Here is a 20,669-nt window from a genome sequence, read left to right on the forward strand (position 1 = left end):
TGTCAGCCGGATCTGGGGTACCAGCCGGATCTGAAACGTCAGCCGGGCTGGAGCGCGGTGCAGCGCCAGCGCGCGTCCTCGGCGCGGTCGAAGCGCAGGGCGACGGCGCGGGTGCGGGCGCCGTCGCGCAGAAGGGCTAAGGCCTCGACACCGTCACCGCTTTCGGAGAGCCGGACCGACTTCAGGGACGCGGTGCGGGCATAGCGCGGGGTGCGGAGTTTGCCGCGGACTTCGGGAGCGGTCCAGGACGCGGCGTGGGTGGCGGTGCGGCGGCCGACCATGACCTCGACCAGGACGCCTACCAGGGCTCTGACTTCGTTGTAAGCCTTCTGCGGTGGCGTGCGGCGCGGGGCCGGCGCCGGTTGGGCTTCGACGGGCAGCACCGCGGGCCGACGCTCGGAGAGCTCCACGCGGGACAAGGCGCGGGCGAGCGCACCGGTCGGCGGATCGGGCAGCGGGGTCGGACAGGCCATGACCACGCCTGCCCGCACTACCGAGAGCAGCAACCCGGGACGGGGCTCGCGGCCGCTGCCGGACAGGGGGCGCCACACTTTGCCGTACTCCGACGACCAAGCATCGACCGCCCACGGCACGCTGCGGCCATCGTCATCCCCCGGTTCCTCGGGCAGGTCGTCGCCGAGTCCGACCGGCCAGTCGTTGGAGGGGGCGAACAGCCCCGCGTCGATCTCCACCTCGGCGACCGCGTCCACCCACACCGCGATGCCCGGGAAGTCTGGCCTGTTATCGTGCCGCCACCGCGCGGCGACCTCGGCCGTCCCGACCGCCCGAACCGGCACCACGATCTACCGCCTCCCCCGTCACCCGAGAACTGAGGCTCCAGCAGATCACAGGGGTATGCGAAACGGCTGACTTCCCGGGGAAAGTCAGCCGTTCGGCCCAGCTAGTGACCCGGTGTCGCCACCGCGTCAGCGCTTCTTCCGCTTACCGGAGGAGCGGCGGCGCGGGGTCTCGTCCTCCGCCGGCGGCTGGTCGACCTGGGCGTCGGGGTCGCCGTAGTCCACCGCGAAGGGGACCTCGCGCTGCAAGACGCCGCCCTCGCCGTCGACCGTGGGGGCCGTGTAGCTCAGGTGGGCCGGGCGCTGGGGCGCGTCCAGGCCCTTGGCGAGCAGCTGCGGGGCGCCCGCGACGGCGTCCTGGACCCCGTTCTGGCCGGCGCCCAGGGCGTTCGCGGTGGCGGCGGCCTGGGCCTGCGCCTCCGGGTCCTGGTTCACGGCCTCGACCTCGACCTTGAGGTTGAACAGGTAGCCGACGGACTCCTCCTTGATGGCGTCCATCATGGCGTTGAACATCGCGTAGCCCTCGCGCTGGTACTCCACCAGCGGGTCGCGCTGGGCCATGGCGCGCAGGCCGATGCCCTCCTGCAGGTAGTCCATCTCGTACAGGTGCTCGCGCCACTTGCGGTCCAGGACCGAGAGCACCACGCGGCGCTCCAGCTCGCGGGTGATCTGCTCGCCGAGCTGTTCCTCGCGCCTGTCGTAGCCGCCGCGGATGTCGGCGTTCAGCTCATCGATCAGGATGTCGCGGGTGATCTTGTCCGCGCCGCCGGCGGCATCCTCGATTTCCTGGACGGTCACGGAGATCGGGTACAGCGTCTCCAGCGCCGTCCACAGCTTCTCCAGGTCCCACTCTTCGGCGTAGCCCTCGGCGGTGGCGGCGTCCACGTAGCCGGCGATGGTGTCGTCCATCATCAGCCGGACCTGGTCCTCCAGGTCCGCGCCGTCCAGCACCTGGCGGCGCTCTTCGTAGACCACCAGACGCTGGCGGTTCAGGACCTCGTCGTACTTCAGGACGTTCTTGCGGATCTCGAAGTTCTGCTGCTCGATCTGGGTCTGCGCGCTGGCGATCGCCCGGGTCACCATCTTGTGCTCGATCGGCACGTCCTGCGGGACGTTCGCCATCGACAGCACCCGCTCGACCATGCCGGCCTTGAACATGCGCATCAGGTCGTCGCCCAGCGAGAGGTAGAACCGGGTCTCGCCGGGGTCGCCCTGGCGGCCGGCGCGACCGCGCAGCTGGTTGTCGATGCGGCGGGACTCGTGGCGCTCGGTGCCCAGCACGTACAGTCCGCCGAGCTCCTGGACCTCGTCGTGCTCGGCCTTCACCTTGCGCTTGGCGTCCTCCAGCGCGGCCGGCAGCGAGGCCTTCCACTCCTCCGGATTCTCCTCCGGGCTCAGGTTGCGCTGCCGCAGTGTGGCGTCGGCCAGGTCGTCCGGGTTGCCGCCGAGCTGGATGTCGGTGCCACGGCCGGCCATGTTGGTGGCCACGGTGACCGCGCCCTTGCGGCCGGCCTGGGCGACGATCGCCGCCTCGCGCTCGTGGTACTTGGCGTTCAGCACTTCGTGCGGGACGCCGCGCTTGCGCAGCATGCCGGACAGGCGCTCGGACTTCTCCACCGAGGTGGTGCCGACCAGAATCGGCTGGCCGAGGGCGCTGCGCTCGGCGATGTCGTCGACGACGGCCTCGAACTTCGCCTCCTCGGAGACGTAGATCAGGTCCTGCTGGTCCATGCGGACCAGCGGCTTGTTCGTCGGGATCGGCACCACACCCAGCTTGTAGATCTGCTGGAACTCCGCGGCCTCGGTCATCGCGGTACCGGTCATGCCGGCCAGCTTGTCGTAGAGCCGGAAGTAGTTCTGCAGGGTGATCGTGGCGAGCGTCTGGTTCTCGTCCTTGATCTCGACCTGCTCCTTGGCCTCGATGGCCTGGTGCATGCCCTCGTTGTAGCGGCGGCCGGCCAGGATACGGCCGGTGTGCTCGTCGACGATCATGACTTCGCCGTTCATCACGACGTAGTCCTTGTCCTTCTTGAACAGCTCCTTGGCCTTGATGGCGTTGTTCAGGTAGCCGACCAGGGGGGTGTTCACGGACTCGTAGAGGTTGTCGATGCCGAGCAGGTCCTCGACCCGCTCCACGCCGCGCTCCAGGATGCCGACGGTGCGCTTCTTCTCGTCGACCTCGTAGTCGGCGTCCGGCGCCAGCCGGTCCACGATCTTGGCGAAGTCGGTGTACCACTTGGTGGCCTGGTCCGCCGGACCGGAGATGATCAGCGGCGTACGGGCCTCGTCGATGAGGATCGAGTCGACCTCGTCGACGCAGGCGAAGAAGTGGCCGCGCTGCACCATCTCGTCACGCGACCACGCCATGTTGTCGCGCAGGTAGTCGAAGCCGAACTCGTTGTTGGTGCCGTAGGTGATGTCGCAGTTGTACTGCTCGCGGCGCTCGGCCGGCGTCATGTTCGCCAGGATCACGCCGACTTCCAGGCCCAGGAACCGGTGCACCCGGCCCATCCACGACGAGTCGCGCTCGGCCAGGTAGTCGTTGGTGGTGACGATGTGCACGCCCTTGCCGGCCAGCGCGTTCAGGTACGCCGGCAGGGTGCCGACCAGCGTCTTGCCCTCGCCGGTGCGCATCTCCGCGATGTTGCCCAGGTGCAGGGCGGCTCCGCCCATCAGCTGCACGTGGTAATGGGTCTGACCCAGAGTGCGCGTGGCCGCCTCGCGGACCACCGCGAAGGCCTCCGGCATCAGGTCGTCCAGGGTCTCGCCCTCTTCCAGGCGGGCCCGGAAATCGTCGGTCTGAGCGCGCAGTTCGTCGTCGCTCATCTGGACGTAATCGTCCTTGATCTCCTCGACGAGGTCGGCGATGGCCTCCAGGCGGCGCAGGATCTTCCCCTCGCCGGCCCGCAAGACCCTGTCCATCAGACGCGCCACGGCAGACAACTCCTCGATTACGGGCTCAGGCAGGCAGGGGTGGGCCCCGCCTTTTCCAACATGTTATGCGACGGCCGGTGCTCCAAGGGAAGAGCACGGCGTACCGATCATCGGCATATTGCCTGGAGATCACGGATCCGGCTCGCCTACGGTGGGGCGATGGACACACCGGAAACGCGCGAGCGCCTTGAGCCGGTTCCCGTACCGGATCACATTCTCGCTGCTCCACCGCTGCCCCAGGGGCCTTTGCAGACCGCCCGGCTGTTGCTGCGGCCCTGGCGGGAGGCGGAGATACCGGAGGTGTTCAGGATCTGCCAGGATCCGGAAGTCCAACGCTGGACCACCGTGCCCACCCCCTATCAGGTGAAGGACGCGGAGTGGTTCGTGCGCGATCACACACCGCGCGGCTTCCACACCGGGGACGAGGCGACGTTCGGTGTCTTCGTCCGGGGCACCGGCGAGACCGCCGGGGCGATCGGGCTCGGCGCGATCACCCGGTCCACCGCGGCCTCCGGGGTACGCACCGCGGAACTCGGCTACTGGGCCAATCCCGAGACGCGCGGTCGCGGATACATCACGGAGGGTGTGCGCGAGGTGGTGCGCTGGGGGTTCGAGGTGGCCCGGCTCCGGCGGATCACGTGGCAGGCCTTCGACGGGAACGTGCCGTCGCGCCGGGTGATCGAGAAGGTCGGGTTCACGATCATCGGGCGGCAGCGCGGATCGCATGAGCACCGCGGGGTGGTCCGGGACATGTGGCTGGCCGACATCCTGCCCGGGGAACTGCGGTAGGCCTCTCCCGTTCTGGGCAGTTGAACAACCGCCTCCGCGGATCGTCGCCGGTCACGCGGACTTGTCGGTCACACGGACTTGTCGGAGCCGACCGCTAGCGTGGCGAGGGTGACGTCCGCTATCGCACCCGCACCGCGCGCCGAACTGTCCGCCGCCGAGGCCCGCCGCCTGGCCCTGCACGCGCAGGGGCTGATCGGCGCGCCGGATCGGCGCAACGGGGTCGAGGGTGTGTTGCGAGATCTCGGGGAAGTGCAGCTGGACACCATCAGTGTGCTGGCCCGCTCACACGAGCTGGTGCCGTACGCGCGCCTCGGCGCGGTCGGACGCGAGGCCGTGGAGAAGGCGTACTGGAACCACGAGCCGCACGGGGCCTCGACTTTCGAGTACTGGGCCCACGCCGCCTGCATCCTGCCGGTCGAGCAGTGGCCGACGTTCGCCTACCGCCGCGCGCACTTCCGCGACCGGGCCAGCGGCGGCTGGGGGATGCCGACCACGCGCGAGGCCGAGGCGCTGGTGCTGGGCAAGCTGCGGGACGAGGGACCGTGCATGACCTCGGACTTCGGGGGTGCGCGCAAGAGCGCGGAGTGGTGGGACTGGTCCGATACCAAGGTCGCGGTGGAGAAGCTGCTGGCGACCGGGGACGTGGTGTGCGTCGAGCGGCGCGGCTGGCGGCGGGTGTACGACCTGCCGGAGCGGGCGCTGCCCAAGAACGTGCTGGACGCGGCCGAGCCGACCCGCGGGGAGTCGCACATCAGCCTGCTGGCCCTGGCCGGACGGCGGCTCGGCGTCGGCACCATAGGAGATCTCGCCGACTACTACCGGCTGAAGATCCCCGATGCCAAGCCCCTGATGGCCCAGACCGGCCTGATCCCGGTGACCGTGCGCGGCTGGAGCCAGCCGGCCTGGGCCGACCCCGCGGCGCTGGAACTCCTGGCCGCCGGCGGCCCCCGCGGCCGGCACCGGACCACCTTGCTGTCGCCCTTCGACTCGTTGATCTGGGAACGCGACCGCATGGAACGGATCTTCGGCATGGTGCACCGCATCGAGGCCTACACCCCGGCCGCGAAGCGGGTACACGGATACTTCGCGATGCCGCTGCTGGCCGGCGGCAAGCTGCTCGGGCGCGTGGACCCCAAGCGTGAGGGGAAGACGCTGGTCGCCCGGAAGGTATCGCTGGAAACGGCGGCCGCGGTGCAGCCGATGGCTGAGGCGCTGCGCGAGGCGGCCGCCTGGGTGGGATGCGAGAGTGTCGCGGTGGAGCAGGTGACGCCGGTGGGGTTGGCTGAGCCGCTGCGGGCCGCACTCGGCTAAGCGAGGCAGACAAGACCAGTCGGCTCACAACCGCTGCCGCCCGCGGACTGGCGCGAACGCGATCGCGATCGAGACCGGCCAGCGCTCGCCGTCCGTGCGGGCCGCGCTCGGCTGAGCCTTGATCAGAGCCGATCACAGAGCCAATCAACGCTGATACTCACACCAGCTCCAGCACACCCGAAACCCGGCGCGCTACCGCCACAAAGCCTGTGGCGGCGCACCGAACCACCCGACCAGCACCTCGGCGTCATCGGTCCGCAGCCCGGCGCGCCAGTCGACCAGTTCCAGTCCGCGCGCCCGCAGCAGGGTGCCGAAGGCGGCGGCGACCTGCGTGCTGCCGATGCCGGTGCGGTGCACGCCGGCCACCGTGACCCGGCTCGCGGTGTCGACCAGGCCGTAGACGTGGACGCCGTCCGCGACCGACAGGGCGTAGCCGCCCTGCACCACGCCGCGGCCCTCGATGCCGACCGGGCGGACGAAGTGCGTGGTGGTGCCCAGGCCCGCCGCCAGGTCCTCGACCGTGAAGGTGACGCCGGCCAGCGGTTCGGCGGGGGTGGTGCGCAGGTGGAGTTCGGTGAAGCCGGGGCCGGAGCGGAATTCGGTCTGGATGCGGCGGATCGCCTTCAGGTTCTCGGTGACCGCGGCCGCGCCGGAGGGGGCGACCAATTCCACATCACGCCACAGGTCGTCTTTGATCAGCAGGACCGAGCGGCCGTCGAGCGGGCCGGCGATGTCCGGCAGGCGGTCGCTGATGCTGGACATGCTGAAGTGGATGTCGCGGGCCGGCAGCATCTCCACCCGCGGCTCCTGCTCGACCCGGCGCAGGGTGAGTTCCAGCTCGCCGATCAGCTCGTACTCCTCGCGGAAGGCCGGTTCGGCGCGGACCACGCGCCAGACGTGGTCCGCGGCCTCCAGCAGCTGCGTGCCGTCGAACGTCGGGGGCAGGTCTTGGGAGGGCACCACCGTGCGCGCTATCACCCCGCCGTCCGCGGCGTCCCGCAGCGTCACGGATATGTCCATAGTCCCGAACCTACGCGGAGAACGTCCTGCGATGTCAAGCTGCGTACCTTAGGTGATCTCAAGTAGTTTCTCGCGCACCGCGTAGACCACGGCCTCCATGCGCGAGTGCAGGTTCAGCTTCTCCAGGATGTTGCGGACGTGGTTCTTCACCGTGTTCTCGGTGATGAACAGCTCCTTGGCGATCTCCCGGTTGTTGCGCCCGGTGGCCACCAGTTTGAGGACTTCCATCTCCCGGTCGGTGAGCTTCGGCGCAGTGGGGGCGGCCGGGGCCGGCTCGGGCCCGGCGTCCGCGCCGCGGGCCAGGGCCGCGAAGCCGGTCAGCAGTTTCGCCGCCATCGACGGCGTGACCTGCGACTCGCCTCGCTGGACGGCACGCAGCGCGTCCGGGATGGTGTGCGGCAACACGCTCTTGAGCAGGTAGCCGGACGCCCCGGACTTCACCGCCTCGTAGAGGTCGCTCTCCTCGTCGCTGGAGGTCAGCATGATGACCTTCACGTCCGGGACCGAGCGCTTGATGGCCGCACACGCCGCCAGACCGTCGGTGTCGGGCATCCGGACGTCCAGGATCACCACGTCCGGGGTCAGCTCCTCGGCCTTGTGCACGGCCTCGGCGCCGTCCGACGCCTCGCCGACCACCTCGATGTCGTCCTCGGTGTCCAGGACGACGGCCAGGCCTCGGCGCAGGAGCGTGTGGTCGTCGGCTATGAGGACTCTTATGGCTTCCGACACAGGACCATGATGACACCTCGAGTGGACAACGAACATTACCCATCTGGGTGATCGTTGAACCTGTTGAACACTCGCGGAGCCGGGGGGACCGGCTCCGCGAAGGAGTCCTCTGAGATCAGAGCCCTGTCGACGTCGTGCCGGCCGGGGAAACCCCGACAGAAATCAGTGCCGGGCGCCGGCCATCCGGTCCGAGGGCGACGAGCCGTTGATCATCGGCTCGGCCATCTCCTCGCCGGGTTCCAGGCGGATCACGCCGTAGTCGTACGCGCGCCGCCGGTACACCACCGCAGGCAGGCCGGAGTCCTTGTCCACGTAGAGGTAGAAGTCGTGGCCGACCAGTTCCATCTCGTACAGCGCCTGGTCCAGCGTCATCGGGGCCGCGGTGTGGGTCTTCTCGCGCACCACCATCGGGCCGTCGGTCGAAGGGCCGGACCCGCCGTACGGCGCCAGATCCACCTCGGGGTCGTCGCCGGCGGCGCCGTCGGCGCTCAGCAGCGGCTCGGTGCCCGGCGGCAGGTCCGCCATCGGCGGGAGGTGCTTGATGGACTCGGCGATCGCCTTGCGGTTGCGGTGGATCTTGCGCCGGTCCTTGACCTTGCGCAGCTGCGTCTGGAGCTTGGCCGCGGCCAGATCGAGCGCCGAATACGGGTCGGCGGCGCAGGCCTCGGCCCGGATCACCGGGGCCCGGGGGCAGTCCAGCGTCAGCTCGATCCGGTCCTTCTGCTCGGCCTGCCGGGGATTCTTCTCCTCACCCAGCACGACGGTGAGGCTGATGGCCTTGCCATCCATCTCCTCGACCTTGGCCAACTTCTCCATCACGTGCCGACGGAATCGGTCGGTCACCTCGTGGTGGCGGCTCTTGACGACGATGTCCACGCGCGTTCTCCCATCTCGCGTTCAGATCTCGGCCGGGCTCACGGCTCCGGCATTCGCCCGTCAGGTGAAATCTGGACCAGCGGCGCCTCCGCGAAGTGATCGGGGTCTGCTCTTGTATTGATCGATTCCTGTGTGGATCGATGCTTGTGGATGGGTTGCCCTGTGCCTGGGGACCGCTAGTCGGTCCGTCCTTGTAGATCTCCAACGTACGCCGGGTCCACTTGGTGCCCGATATCCCGAGTGGAGGAAGTCACGCCCGGGGCCGGAACCGACTGAAGTCGTCGGGGATACGGCCGGGACGTGAGATGTGCCGGGAGGAAATGGCCGTCCGAGGATGGCGGATGATGGCGGGCCGCCTGCTACCGGTGGCCGAGTATTTGCGTGATGGTGCGCATCGTGCCTGCTCACTCTCGCGGGCCAGTGCCTATGGCTGAAAACTAGCCCCGGTTCGCGCCCGACGGAAGGGGCCGGAGGCGGCGTTGGACCGTTCGAGTGATCGGAACGGTGTTCGACCGGGGTTTGTGTGCGGTTTCGTGGTGATTCCTCGGCAGTTCACGCAGTGAGACGGTTCGCGGACGGTTCACGCGCGCACCCGCGCCGCGGCGATCGTCGCCGCCCCGAGCACCGGGACCCCGGCCACCCGCAACGCCCGCGCCGCCTCGGCCAGACTGGCGCCGCTGGTGCTGATGTCGTCGACCAGGACCACGCTGGAAGCGGCGACGGCGGAAATACGACGAGCCCGCAAGGCGCCCGACAGGTTTTGCCGGCGCTGTTCGCGGGAGAGCCCGGCCTGGTCCTCGACGGCGCGGGCGTGACACAGCGCGGGCACCGCGTGAACCGGGACGCCGACCTCGCGCAGCGTCCGGGCCGCGGTCCTGGCCAGCCGGGCCGTGGTGTCCTCGCCCCGCTCGCGCACCACCTTGCGCCGAGACGGCATCGGGACCAGGGCGACCTGCCGGCCGGCCGGGCCGCCGCCGGTCACGGGGAAGGCGTGCGCGTCGTCGAGAGTCTGCGCGACGGCCCGCGCGAGCGCCCGGCCCAGCGCCCGCCGCAGGTCGGTGCGGCCGCGTTCCTTGTAGCCGATGAGCATCGTGCGCACCGGGTCCTCGTACCGGGACACCGCGTGTGTGCGCGGCGTGCCGGGGACCGCCGCCAGCGTGCGCCATGGTCCGCCGTCGGCCAACAGGCCGTCGCAGCCCGGGCACAACGGCTCCCCGGAGGGCTGCGGGCGCCCGCAGCCGCCGCAATCGCGCTCGGCGGCCAGGTCCAGCAGGGCGGCCCAGAGCGGGCGGACGAGCGGCATCGGACCCCCCGGGTCGGGCGTGATCGGAACGTGGCGGAATTATCCGCTATGCCCGATCCTCGGCGCCACCGGAAGGCCAGTCCGACCTCCGCGGGGTCCCGACCTCCGCGGGGTCAGCTCGGCAGCTGCGTCGCCACCACCGGACTCCACCCGAGTTCCTGGAAACTGTCCGAACCGCCGCTCAACTTGAAGTACGAATACCAGGAGTCCGGGGTCGTGGGCCCGGGCGCGTCACTGAACGTCCACATCGCCGAGCTGCGCCTGGAGCTGTTGCCGGTCGCCGCGCCGACTCGCTGGGTGGCGGGCTGGGCGTCCTCGGGATCGAGGATCGTCGAGTCCTGCGAACCGTCCAGGTACACCTTGTAGAGCTTCTGCGTGCTCGAGTTGGTCTGCACACCCAGCAGCACCACGGTACGGCCGTCGACCCAGGAGGCGTCGTAGACGGTCTGCAGGGCGTCCGAATCCGAGGTGGGGTCTCCGGTCTGCGACGAGCCCTGAAGAAGCTGGAACTCGGTGGCGTTGTCCAGGGTCGGCAGGTCGGCGGAGCGGTCGATGGTCACCATCGCCGCCGGCTGCGGACTGCTCACGGCCGCCGGGTTGGGCGCGTTCTGCCCGCTCACCACGACCGCGCGCAAGCCGTCCGGCGAGGGCTTGAAGCGGGTCACGTGCTGACCGGGGACGGGCACCGACTCCGGCGACTCCCCGGGGCCCTGAACCCGGTAGAGGCTGTCGTCGTCGACCACCCACAGCGATCCGTCGAGCGGGTCCCACTCCAAGTCGGTGATCTTCGCCGGGTCGGCGGCGCTGTACCAGACCCGCTGGTCGGTGGTCTTGTCGTCGAGCACCACGACGTCGCCGTTCGTCTGGACCACCGCCACGTCGGTCGTGGACTTCGGGTCCTTGATGTCCGAGGAGTCGGGGGCCACCTTCACCGCGATCGGTGAGTTCTTCTGCGGGTTCACGCCGGTCATGGCGACCACCGACTGCGGCTTCCCGCCGTTGGTCGGGCAGGCGGCCGTCGCGTTGGAGGCACCGGCGAGCGTCCGGTAGACGATCGAGGCGACCGCGCCGTTCTGGCCCTCCGGGCACAGCCAGTACACCGTCGGCGGGGGTACATACGCCGGGAGAACGGACTGCGGCTTGCAGGTACCGCCGCAGCCGGCGTAGGTGACGCGCACCTGTGTCAGCGGGGACGCGGAGAGCAGCTGCTGGGTCTCCGAGGCGTTCTGGAAGGTCAGGTAGAGGGCCCGCTGCACGTTGGTGATGTCCGGCATGCCGCCGCGCGGGGCCGTGAGGTTCACCGTGGCCACGCCGTCGGGGTCGAGGGTGACCGGGCTCGCCAGGTCGAACTGCGAGTTCTGGGAGGCGTACCGGCCGTGCAGGACCGCGCGCGCCAGCGCGTCGTAGGTGTAGTCGACCTTGCCGGAGTCCTGGGTCAGGTACACCTGGTCCATCTGCTGGGCCGTCTGGTCGTTCGTGGGCAGGTAGACCGGCAGCGCCGACTGGTAGGTCTGATAGGCCCGCTTGAACGCGTCGGCGTTGATCATCCGGGAGTCCGGCATCGATTCGATCCGCCAGCCGGTGTTGGCGCCGAAGTACTTCACGGTGAAGGTCTGGGTGACCGAGCCCGTCTGGTACTTGAAGAAACCGTACGGGTCGATCTGGGCGAACTGGGTGCCGGTCACGCTGACCGTCTGTTCGGCACCGACGGGCGGGGTCGCGGTGGCGGCCGCCGTCGGATGCCCGCCGTGGTCGGCGCCGGGTGCCGGATCGGAGACCGCGCCCTGATAGTTGACGATCTTCGTCGTGGTGACCCAGCCCCGGGTGGAGCCCGGCGACACCATCAGGTTGCGGGCCTCGGGGGTCAAGAACTCCTGGGCGACGCTGAAGGTGGGGTCCTGCTGGTCGCCGGTCAGCGCCTGGAGGAAGCTGTTCACCAGCTGTTCCGGCGTCATGCCGGGCGTGGGTTCGCGGGCCAGGATGACGACGTTGTTGCGGCTCTGGTTCAGCTCCGCCGAGTGGACCTCGCCCTTGGACGGCGGCCCGGCGCAGGCCGCGGTCCCGGCCGCGGCGGCCAGGGCCAGCAGGCCGGCGGCCCAGCGGGCCACCCGGTTCGGCGCGGACATCAGCGCTCCCTGAGTCTGTCGGCACCGCGGCCGGTGAGCCCGGTGAGGTCCGGACCGTCATGGCGCGGGGCCGCCGCGGCGGCCCCCTCGGCGGCCAGCCGCGCGGCCTCGGCCTGGCGTTTGTGGTGCCGGGAGTCGTCCGGCTCCAGCGGTATCGGCGAGCGCACCAGCTCCAGCCCGGCGGTGCGGGGCAGCGTCAGCCGGAACTGCGAGCCGCCGCCGGGCTCGCCCCAGGCCTGGAGCCAGCCGTGGTGCAGGTGCGCGTCCTCCAGCGAGATGGCCAGGCCCAGGCCGGTGCCGCCGGTGGTGCGGGCCCGGGCCGGGTCGGCGCGCCAGAACCGGCCGAACACCAGCGAGGACTCCCCGGGCTTGAGGCCGACGCCGTAGTCGCGCACCGCGACCGCGACCGCGTCGCCGGCCGCCGCGACCTTGATCAGCACCGGCCGGCCCTCGCTGTGCTCGATGGAGTTGACCACCAGGTTGCGCAGGATCCGCTCGATGCGGCGCGGGTCGATCTCGGCCACGCACGGCGTGTCCGGGGCCACTATCCGCACCTCGGCGCCCTTGCGCTCGGCCAGCACCGCGCTGCTGTCGACCACCCGGCGGGCCAGCAGCCGCAGGTCCACCGGCTCGGCGTCCAGCACCGCGGCCCCGGCGTCGAACCGGCTGATCTCCAGCAGGTCGCCGAGCAGTTCCTCGAACCGGTCCAGCTGGGTCTGGAGCAGTTCGGCCGAGCGCGCCGTGGGGCCGCTGAAGTCCGCACGGGCGTCGTGCAGGACGTCGGCGGCCATCCGGACCGTGGTCAGCGGGGTGCGCAGCTCGTGCGAGACGTCGGAGACGAACCGGCGCTGGACCCGCGAGAGCTCTTCCAGCTTGCGGATCTGCCGCTGAAGGTTGCCGGCCATGGTGTTGAACGCGGTCGCCAGCCGGGCCAGGTCGTCCTCGCCGCGCACCCGCATCCGCTCGTCGAACCGGCCGTCGGCCAGCCGTTCGGCGATCCCGGCGGCCTGCCGGACCGGGGTGACCACCAGGCGCGTGACGAACCAGGCCACCCCGGCCAGGGCCAGCACCAGCACCGCGCCGGCGATCGCGATCATCTCGTTGTCGAAGCTCAGCGCCTGGCTCTCGGTGGTGAACGGGAACGCGTAATAGAGCTGGACCTCGCCGATGCCGCCGCCGCCGTTCACCGACGGCAGCTGGAACTGCGCGCCGTAGAGCAGGCCCGGGGTCCGGTGGTCGATCACCTCGGCGCCGGAGGGGGCGTCGGACAGGGCGGTCGCGTCATTGCCGGCCGTCTGCACCCCGTATTCCAGCTCGGTGGTCTGGTACTTGACCACGAACGTCGGGGAGCCGTAGTCCTCCAACTGGCCGGCCCGCAGACCCTGGGAGATGCTCTGGTGCTGGATGCCGCCGCAGGTGTAACCGGCGACCGGCACCAACGGGACGTCGGACATCAGCATCACCTGGTAGGTGTCGCTGTTGGCCCCGCTGCACAGGTTCCGGACCATGTCGTACAGGCTGCCGACCCAGGCCGCCCCGTCGCCGTCGTGCTGGGGGGTGCCGCTGGGGGCACCCTGGCGGAAGGTCTCGGCGTCCGCGGCGATGGAGGCGCTGGCCTCGCTGAACCCGCTGCTGGCCATGGCCAGCGACGAGCTCTCCTTGGCCTGCACCAGACCGTCGCGGATCTTGTTGTTCAGCACCCAGCCCAGGGCGAAGGCGATGACGAAGGACAGCAGCAGGGTCAGCGACACCACGCGCAATTGCAGCGAGCCGCGCCAGGTCCCGGGCAGTTCCAGGACGGCGCGGCCGAACCGCCGGGCACCGCCCGTGAACTTCGAGACCCGCATGTATTTCCTCGTTTAAGCCGGACCGGCCTTGTAACCCACTCCGCGCACGGTGACCACGATCTCCGGGTTCTCCGGGTCGACCTCGATCTTGCTGCGCAGCCGCTGCACGTGCACGTTCACCAGCCGGGTGTCCGCGGCGTGCCGGTAGCCCCAGACCTGCTCCAGCAGCACCTCGCGGGTGAACACCTGCCAGGGCTTGCGGGCCAGCGCGACCAGCAGGTCGAACTCCAGCGGGGTGAGCGGGATCTGCCGGCCGTCGCGCTTGACCGAGTGCCCGGCCACGTCGATCGACAGATCGCCGATGGCCAGGGTCTCCGGCTTGGGCTCGTCGGCCCGGCGCAGCCGGGCCCGGACCCGCGCCACCAGCTCCTTGACCTTGAACGGCTTGATCACGTAGTCGTCGGCACCGGACTCCAGCCCGACCACCACGTCCACGGTGTCGCTCTTGGCGGTGAGCATGATGATCGGCACCCCGGACTCGCCGCGGATCAGCCGGCACACGTCGATGCCGTCCCGACCGGGCAACATCAAGTCCAGCAGCACCAGATCCGGCTTGAAGTCGCGGAACACCTGTAGCGCCCGGTCACCATCGGCGACGGACGTGGTCTCGAAACCCTCTCCGCGCAGGGCGATGCCCAGCATCTCGGACAGGGCTATGTCATCGTCGACGATGAGGACACGACCTTTCATGCGGACTATCGTCGCATTACTTTCTGCTTTTGGTGAATCCCCGGTGCCACTGAGAAGGATCACGGGTGTTGGTGCGGGGGTGGCGCCGTCCTCCACGCTCCCTGCATGCTGGGGTGCACACTCCCGGCGACGAGCCGGTCCGCGCCCCAGGAAGAAGCGTCCCCGCAGACCATGAGCCAGCCCACACGGCCCGCGTCGCCCACCGGAGTAGTGCCGCTGCGTCCTTTGCAAGCCGGGGAAATCCTCGACGGCGCGGTGACCGCGATGCGCGCCAATCCCGGCGTCATGCTCGGACTGTCCGCGCTCGTGGTCACGCTGGGACAGGTCGTCGCGATCCCGCTGGACTATGTGTATCTGCGATTCCTGGCCGGACTGGTCGACGACAACACCACGCTGGGCAGCGGGAGCGGGATCAACGATCTGGCGCTGCTGCGGCCCGGCGTGCTGCTGAACGCGCTCATCGTCTCGCTGCTGGTCGGGCTGCTGACCGTCGCGGTGTCGCGGGCCGCGCTGGGCCGGCCGGTGACGCTGGGCGAGGTGTGGCGGCTGACCCGGCCGCGGCTGCTCCGGCTGGTCGGGCTGGCGCTGGTGATCTTCATCGTCCTGTTCGGGGCGCTGGCCCTCGGGATGGTCCCCGGGCTCCTGCTGGCCGCCGCCGGGAGCCAGGCCGCCGCACTGGTGCTGCTACTCGGGATCGGCGCCGGAGCCGCGCTGGCCCTCAACCGCTGGGTGGCGTGGTCGCTGGCCGCGGCCGCGCTGGTGCTGGAGGACCAGCCGGTGCGGCGGGCGCTGAAGCGGTCCTCGACGCTGGTCAAAGGCGGCTGGTGGCGGGTGCTGGGGATCACGCTGCTGGCGCTGCTGGTGTCCGAGGTGGTGGCGGCGGTGCTCTCAGTGGTCCAGCAGGCCCTCATCGGCTCGAACCTGAGCCCGGTCGCCGACAACGGGGACGGGACGTTCTCCGGGCACCACGTGTCCCTGCTGTACGTGTTCCTCGGGGCGTTGTTCTCGGCGGCGGTGCAGTCGGTGGTCTCGCCGTTCGCGGCGTCGGTGATGGCTTTGCAGTATCTGGACCGGCGGATGCGGCGCGAGGGCTGGGACATCCAGCTGGCGCTGAACGCGCGGAAGCAACGGGATGGTTTGGCGACTACCGGTGCCGGCGGGCCGGAGCCGGGGAACGGCCCGGCCGCGTGACCGATCCGGGGTCCCCGGTGACGCCGCCACCCGGCGTGCCGATCACCGCGGGCCGGGAGGAGGCCCGCCGCGCGGCCGCGGACGAGCTGGCCAAGCCGGTCTACGCGCACGCCAAGCCCTCGCTCACCCGGCGGGCCCTGGACTGGATCGGGCACGAGCTGAGCACCCTGTGGCACAAGGCGTTCGGCACCGGGGCCGGGAACGAGCGCGACGGCTGGACGGCCGTGCTGATCGTGCTGGTGCTGGTCGGGGTGACGCTGGTGGTGATCCGGAAGCGCTACGGGCCGGTCCGGCGGCAGGTCGCGGCCGATCGGGCGCTGTTCGGCGCGGAGAGCCCGCTGGACGCGGCCGGGTACCGGCGGGCGGCCGAGGAGCACGCGGCCGGCGGACGGTGGGCCGAGGCGGTGCGGGCCCGGCTGCGGGCGGTGATCGCGGCGTTGGAGGAACGGGCCGTGCTGGATCCCCGGCCGGGGCGGACCGCCGACGTGGCGGCGCGGGAGGCCGGGGCGCTGCTGCCGGACCAGGCGCCGGCGCTGCTCGGCGCGGCGCGGGTGTTCGACGACATTTGGTACGGGCAGGCGGCAGCCGGGCCGCAGGACTATCGGCGGCTGGTGGCCGTGGACGAGGCGGTCGCGGCGGCGCGGGTGCGGGTCGGCGGCCCGGCCGGTGGTCCCCGATGACGTCCCCGATGACGACGCTGCGGGCCTGGCGCTGGCCGCTGGCCGCCCTCGTCGTGCTGCTGGCCGGGGCGTTCGCGGCGGCCCTGGCCTTCGGCGGCAACGACGGCGGCACCCTGGACCCCGACTCCGCCTCACCGGACGGCGGCCGCGCCCTGGCCACGCTGCTGCGGGACCGGGGCGTCACGGTCACGCCGGTGCGGACCACCGCGGAGGTGCTGACCACCGTGCAGGCCGCGCGGGGCGGGGCGACGCTGCTGGTCACCGACCCGGGGCTGCTGACCCGGCTCCAGCTGGACACCGTGGCGGCGACGCCGGTGGCGCGGCTCGTGGTGGTGCAGCCGGACCCGGAGTCGGCGGAGTTGCTGACCACCGAGGCCGCGCTGGTGTCGCCGTCGCCCGACGGCGCGAAGCTGGTGGACCCCGGGTGCCCGGACGCCGACGCGACGGCCGCCGGGAACGCCGACATCGGCGACGGCGAGGTCTTCAGCGGCGTCCCCACCGGCTGCTACCCGCTGGCCGGCGGCGACGCGCTGGTGCGGACCGCCGGGCCGGCCTCCAACGACACGGTGCTGGTCGGCAGCCGCACCCCGTTCCGCAACGACGGGCTCGCCGACCACGGCAACGCGGCCCTGGCCCTGCGGCTGCTCGGGAAGCACCCGACGGTCGTGTGGTACCTGCCGGACGAAGCGGACCCGGCGGCGGCGTCCGGGCAGAAGAGCTTCACCGACGTGCTGCCGGCCGGCTGGCGCTGGGGCGCCCTGACGATGGTGCTGGCGATCGGCCTGCTGGCCCTGTGGCAGGCCCGACGCCTCGGCCCGGTCGTCAGCGAGCGGATGCCGGTGGCGGTGCGCGCGGCGGAGACGGTCGAAGGACGTGCGCGGCTCTACGAGCGCGGGCGAGTGACGGACCGCGCCGCCGGAGCGCTGCGCGAAGCGACGCGGGCCCGCCTGGCGGCCCGGCTCGGGCTGCCGCGGATGGCGGCGGCCGGGGACGTCGCGGCGGCGATCGCGGCCCGCGGCGGCCCCCCGACGGCCGATGCGCTGGCGGTACTGGCGGGTCCGGTACCCGCCGACGACGCGGGCCTGGTGGGATTGGCTTCGGCGCTGGACCGGCTGGAAGCCGAGGTCGGGCGGCTGTGACGAGACGGGAGAGTGGGATGACGCAGCAGGGCTCGGACGGTGGTGCGGGTGCGGGTGATGATTTGGACGGCGCCGGCTTGGCGGTCGGCGGGCTGACGGACGGCTCGGCGGTTGGCGGGCCGGCGGGATTCGGCATCGACAGCTCAGCTGGCGGACCCGGAATCGGCAGCCCGGCGACCGGCTCCCCCATCGACCCGGCGACCGCCCGCACCGCGCTCCTGGCCGTCCGCACCGAGGTCGCCAAAGCCGTGGTCGGCCAGGACTCTGCGGTCACCGGCCTGGTGATCGCCCTGCTCTCCGGCGGCCACGTGCTGCTGGAAGGCGTCCCGGGCGTCGCGAAGACCCTGCTGGTGCGCTCGCTGGCGGCCGCGCTGGCGCTGGACTCCAAGCGCGTGCAGTTCACCCCGGACCTGATGCCCGGCGACGTGACCGGCTCAGCGGTCTTCGACAGCCGCACCGCCGAGTTCTCCTTCCGCGAGGGCCCGGTGTTCACCAACCTGCTGCTGGCCGACGAGATCAACCGCACGCCGCCGAAGACACAGGCGTCGCTGCTGGAGGCGATGGAGGAGCGGCAGGTCACCGTGGACGGCCGGCCCCGGCCGCTGCCCGAGGTGTTCCTGGTGGCCGCGACCCAGAACCCGGTCGAGTTCGAGGGCACGTACCCGCTGCCCGAGGCCCAGTTGGACCGGTTCCTGCTGAAGCTGGTGCTGCCGCTGCCCGGCCGCGAGGAGGAGATCGGGATCCTGGAGCGGCACGCGAACGGCTTCGACCCGCGCGACCTGGACGCCGCCGGCGTGCGGCCGGTCGCGGGCCGGGCCGAGCTGGCCGCCGCCCGCGCCGCCGCGCGTCAGGTCACGGTCAGCCGCGACGTGCTGGGCTACATCGCCGACCTCGCGCGGGCCACTCGCGTCTCGCCCTCGCTGGCGCTGGGCGTCTCGCCGCGTGGCGCCACGGCTTTGCTGAGCACGGCGCGATCGTGGGCGTGGCTCGCCGGGCGCGGCTACGTCACGCCGGATGACGTGCAGGCGCTGGCGAAGCCGGCGCTGCGGCACCGGGTGCGGCTGCGCGCCGAAGCCGAGATGGAGGGCGGGACCGCTGACGGGGTGCTGGACGCCGTGCTGGGCGCGGTTCCGGTGCCTCGGTAGGGCGGGGCGGGCGGTGCGGTGGTGATGATCGTTCAGGTGGCGTTGGTGACGCTAGTGCGGGTCATGGCAGGGGCGCGGGTGCCGCTGCTGCCGCTGGCACGAGGCCAGTATCAGGCCGCGGATGCTCCGCACGGGGCGCTGTCATGGCCCTGACCTGGCGGGCCGGAGCCCTGGCCGCCCTCGGCGCGGTGTTCGTCGGCCTGGTGCTGCCCTCGTGGATCGGGATCGCGGTGGTCGTGGCGGTCATCGCGGTCGGGGTGGCGATCGACGTCGTCCTGGCCGGCCCGGTCCGCACGCTCACGTTCGCCCGCAGCGGCGACACGACAGTGCGCCTCGGAGCCACGGCCCGGGTGCAACTGGTCGTCACCAACCCCTCAGCGCGACCGGTCCGGGCCCTGATCCGCGACGCCTGGCCGCCCTCGGCCGGGTTGCGGGGAACCGCCGGGTCGCCAGGGGCGAACCGGTTGGCCGACCCCACGATCGTGCAGCCCCGCCACGCCGTCACCATCCCGGCCGGAGAACGTCGGCGCATCGAGTCGGTGCTGGTGCCGACTAGACGCGGCGACCGGCAGGCCGAGCACGTCAGCGTCCGTTCCTTCGGGCCGCTGGGCCTGGCCGCACGACAGCGGACGATGCAGAGCCCGTGGCGCGTCCGCGTGCTCCCGCCGTTCCTGTCCCGCCGACACCTGCCCTCACGCCTGGCGCGCCTGCGGGAGCTCGACGGCCGCACCTCGCTGCTGGTCCGCGGACAGGGCACGGAGTTCGACTCACTGCGCGACTACACGGCCGGCGACGACGTCCGCTCCATCGACTGGCGCGCCACCGCCCGCCGCCACATCGGCGACCACTACGACGTCGTGGTCCGCACCTGGCGCCCCGAACGCGACCGCTCGATCCTGATCGTCCTGGACACCAGCCGCACCGCCGCCGGCCGCATCGGCACCGAGGACCTGGGCACCGACGGCGTCCGCCTCGACGCGGCCCTGGACGCGGCCCTCCTCCTGACCGCCCTGGCCCTGCGCGCCGGCGACCGCGTAGACCTCCTCGCCTACGACCGCCGTATCCGCACCGCGGTCACCCGAGCCCCCGCCAGCCAAACCCTGGCCCAGGTAACGAACGCCATGGCCACCCTGGAACCGGAACTGGTCGAACTCGACGCCCGAGGCCTGGTCACCACAGTCCTTAACCGCGCACCCCAACGCTCCCTGGTGGTCCTCCTGACGAGCCTGGACTCAGCCCCGATGGCCGAGGGCCTCCTCCCGGTCATCAACCGCCTCACCACCCGCCACGAAGTGGTGGTCGCCTCAGTCGCCGACCCCCGCATCGAGCAGATGGCCCAGGGCCGCAGCAACGCGACAGAGGTCTACGAAGCGGCCTCCGCCGAACGCGCCCGAGCCGAACGCCGCCACGTCGCCGACCTCCTGGCCAAGCACCGAGTGACGGTCGTCGACCAGCCACCGACCCTCATCGCCCCGGCACTGGCCGACGCTTATCTGGCACTGAAGGCAGCCGGGCGGCTGTAGGGCGAGATCGGCGGGCACGCCGGGAGGGAGCATCGCGAAGGGGCGATGGGTGATCGCGGCGATCGCGGCAGGCAGCGCAGAGGGCTGCGAGCGGAGCGGGCTCGCTGTGGGCTCCGCAGCGACAAGCGAAGACACCTGAAAGTCGGGCGCATGCCCTTCACCATGGCCCGCACCAGAAACCAGGCCTGCGAACCCGACCGGCAGCCCGACATAGTGCCGGAAACAGCAGTAGGCCCCCGACAGAATCTTGTCGGGGGCCTACTGGCAAATTTAGTCCGGCCGCGTCCTACTCTCCCACCAGGTCCCCCTGGCAGTACCATCGGCGCTGGCGGGCTTAGCTTCCGGGTTCGGAATGGGACCGGGCGTTTCCCCACCGCTATGGCGGCCGTAACATCTTGAGACAACCAGCCGAAAAACCACACAACAGTGGTTCCCGAGGCCAGTAGGGGTCTCAGATCTAAACAGTGGATGCGAGCAAAAAGACTCAAAAAATCAGCTTTGTGGTCAAGCCCTCGGCCTATTAGTACCGGTCCGCTACACCCCTCACGGAGCTTCCACGCCCGGCCTAT

16 protein-coding genes and 1 rRNA gene are annotated in these 20,669 nt (G+C 71.2%); 7 read left to right on the forward strand and 10 right to left on the reverse strand.

Going from position 1 to position 20,669, the window contains the following annotated elements; all coding sequences use genetic code 11:
• Window positions 1-38: 38 nt before the first annotated feature.
• On the reverse strand, window positions 39-800 hold the full coding sequence (locus tag IZR01_RS53160; protein ID WP_194894877.1) for an Rv3235 family protein: 762 nt from the start codon (window positions 798-800) through the stop codon (window positions 39-41).
• A gap of 126 nt (window positions 801-926) precedes the next feature.
• On the reverse strand, window positions 927-3,719 hold the full coding sequence (gene secA / locus IZR01_RS11460; protein WP_194894888.1) for a preprotein translocase subunit SecA: 2,793 nt from the start codon (window positions 3,717-3,719) through the stop codon (window positions 927-929).
• A 171-nt stretch (window positions 3,720-3,890) separates the two neighbouring features.
• Between secA and IZR01_RS11465 the strand changes: the two genes are divergently transcribed.
• Together IZR01_RS11465 and IZR01_RS11470 are read left to right on the forward strand one after the other, a co-directional pair.
• Window positions 3,891-4,520, forward strand: a complete 630-nt coding sequence (locus tag IZR01_RS11465) for a GNAT family N-acetyltransferase (RefSeq protein ID WP_194894876.1) — start codon at window positions 3,891-3,893, stop codon at window positions 4,518-4,520.
• Window positions 4,521-4,619: 99 nt separating this feature from the next.
• Window positions 4,620-5,831: a winged helix-turn-helix domain-containing protein gene (locus IZR01_RS11470; protein ID WP_438939694.1), complete on the forward strand. Its 1,212-nt coding sequence runs from the start codon at window positions 4,620-4,622 to the stop codon at window positions 5,829-5,831.
• 192 nt (window positions 5,832-6,023) lie between these two features.
• On the opposite strand, the gene IZR01_RS11475 is transcribed toward IZR01_RS11470, so the two are convergent.
• From IZR01_RS11475 to mtrA, 7 genes are all read right to left on the reverse strand, one after another.
• The gene (locus IZR01_RS11475; RefSeq protein ID WP_194894874.1) at window positions 6,024-6,851 is read right to left on the reverse strand and encodes a hypothetical protein; all 828 of its coding nucleotides are present in this window, start codon (window positions 6,849-6,851) and stop codon (window positions 6,024-6,026) included.
• Window positions 6,852-6,899: 48 nt separating this feature from the next.
• A complete protein-coding gene (locus IZR01_RS11480; protein WP_194894873.1) occupies window positions 6,900-7,616 on the reverse strand; it encodes a response regulator in 717 nt (238 codons plus the stop codon).
• 126 nt (window positions 7,617-7,742) lie between these two features.
• A complete protein-coding gene (gene hpf, locus IZR01_RS53165) occupies window positions 7,743-8,456 on the reverse strand; it encodes a ribosome hibernation-promoting factor, HPF/YfiA family (protein WP_194923793.1) in 714 nt (237 codons plus the stop codon).
• A gap of 580 nt (window positions 8,457-9,036) precedes the next feature.
• A complete protein-coding gene (locus IZR01_RS11490; RefSeq protein ID WP_194923794.1) occupies window positions 9,037-9,759 on the reverse strand; it encodes a ComF family protein in 723 nt (240 codons plus the stop codon).
• Between the two features lie 113 nt (window positions 9,760-9,872).
• On the reverse strand, window positions 9,873-11,885 hold the full coding sequence (locus tag IZR01_RS11495; RefSeq protein WP_194894870.1) for an LpqB family beta-propeller domain-containing protein: 2,013 nt from the start codon (window positions 11,883-11,885) through the stop codon (window positions 9,873-9,875).
• A complete protein-coding gene (mtrB, locus tag IZR01_RS11500; protein WP_194894869.1) occupies window positions 11,885-13,732 on the reverse strand; it encodes an MtrAB system histidine kinase MtrB in 1,848 nt (615 codons plus the stop codon). Before mtrB ends, IZR01_RS11495 begins: the two co-directional genes overlap by 1 nt.
• Before the next feature lie 12 nt (window positions 13,733-13,744).
• On the reverse strand, window positions 13,745-14,422 hold the full coding sequence (gene mtrA, locus IZR01_RS11505; protein ID WP_194894868.1) for an MtrAB system response regulator MtrA: 678 nt from the start codon (window positions 14,420-14,422) through the stop codon (window positions 13,745-13,747).
• A gap of 171 nt (window positions 14,423-14,593) precedes the next feature.
• Here mtrA and IZR01_RS11510 point away from each other — a divergent pair, with 171 nt between their 5' ends.
• From IZR01_RS11510 to IZR01_RS11530, 5 genes are all read left to right on the forward strand, one after another.
• Window positions 14,594-15,613 carry a DUF7847 domain-containing protein gene (locus IZR01_RS11510; RefSeq protein ID WP_194923795.1) on the forward strand — a complete coding sequence of 340 codons (1,020 nt, stop codon included), beginning with the start codon at window positions 14,594-14,596 and terminating at the stop codon, window positions 15,611-15,613.
• Window positions 15,610-16,293 (forward strand): DUF4129 domain-containing protein, encoded by a 684-nt coding sequence (locus IZR01_RS53170; protein ID WP_194923796.1) that lies wholly within the window; start codon window positions 15,610-15,612, stop codon window positions 16,291-16,293. Before IZR01_RS11510 ends, IZR01_RS53170 begins: the two co-directional genes overlap by 4 nt.
• Window positions 16,290-17,432 (forward strand): DUF4350 domain-containing protein, encoded by a 1,143-nt coding sequence (locus IZR01_RS11520; protein ID WP_194923797.1) that lies wholly within the window; start codon window positions 16,290-16,292, stop codon window positions 17,430-17,432. The genes IZR01_RS53170 and IZR01_RS11520 overlap by 4 nt, the downstream gene beginning before the upstream one ends.
• Before the next feature lie 17 nt (window positions 17,433-17,449).
• Window positions 17,450-18,577 carry an AAA family ATPase gene (locus tag IZR01_RS11525; RefSeq protein ID WP_228559230.1) on the forward strand — a complete coding sequence of 376 codons (1,128 nt, stop codon included), beginning with the start codon at window positions 17,450-17,452 and terminating at the stop codon, window positions 18,575-18,577.
• Window positions 18,578-18,720: 143 nt separating this feature from the next.
• Window positions 18,721-20,100, forward strand: a complete 1,380-nt coding sequence (locus IZR01_RS11530) for a DUF58 domain-containing protein (RefSeq protein ID WP_194923798.1) — start codon at window positions 18,721-18,723, stop codon at window positions 20,098-20,100.
• Between the two features lie 273 nt (window positions 20,101-20,373).
• Here IZR01_RS11530 and rrf read toward each other — a convergent pair.
• Window positions 20,374-20,490 (reverse strand): 5S ribosomal RNA (gene rrf / locus IZR01_RS11535).
• Between the last annotated feature and the right edge of the window lie 179 nt (window positions 20,491-20,669).

The organism is Catenulispora pinisilvae (assembly GCF_015356865.1).
GTDB classification, from domain to species: domain Bacteria; phylum Actinomycetota; class Actinomycetes; order Streptomycetales; family Catenulisporaceae; genus Catenulispora; species Catenulispora pinisilvae.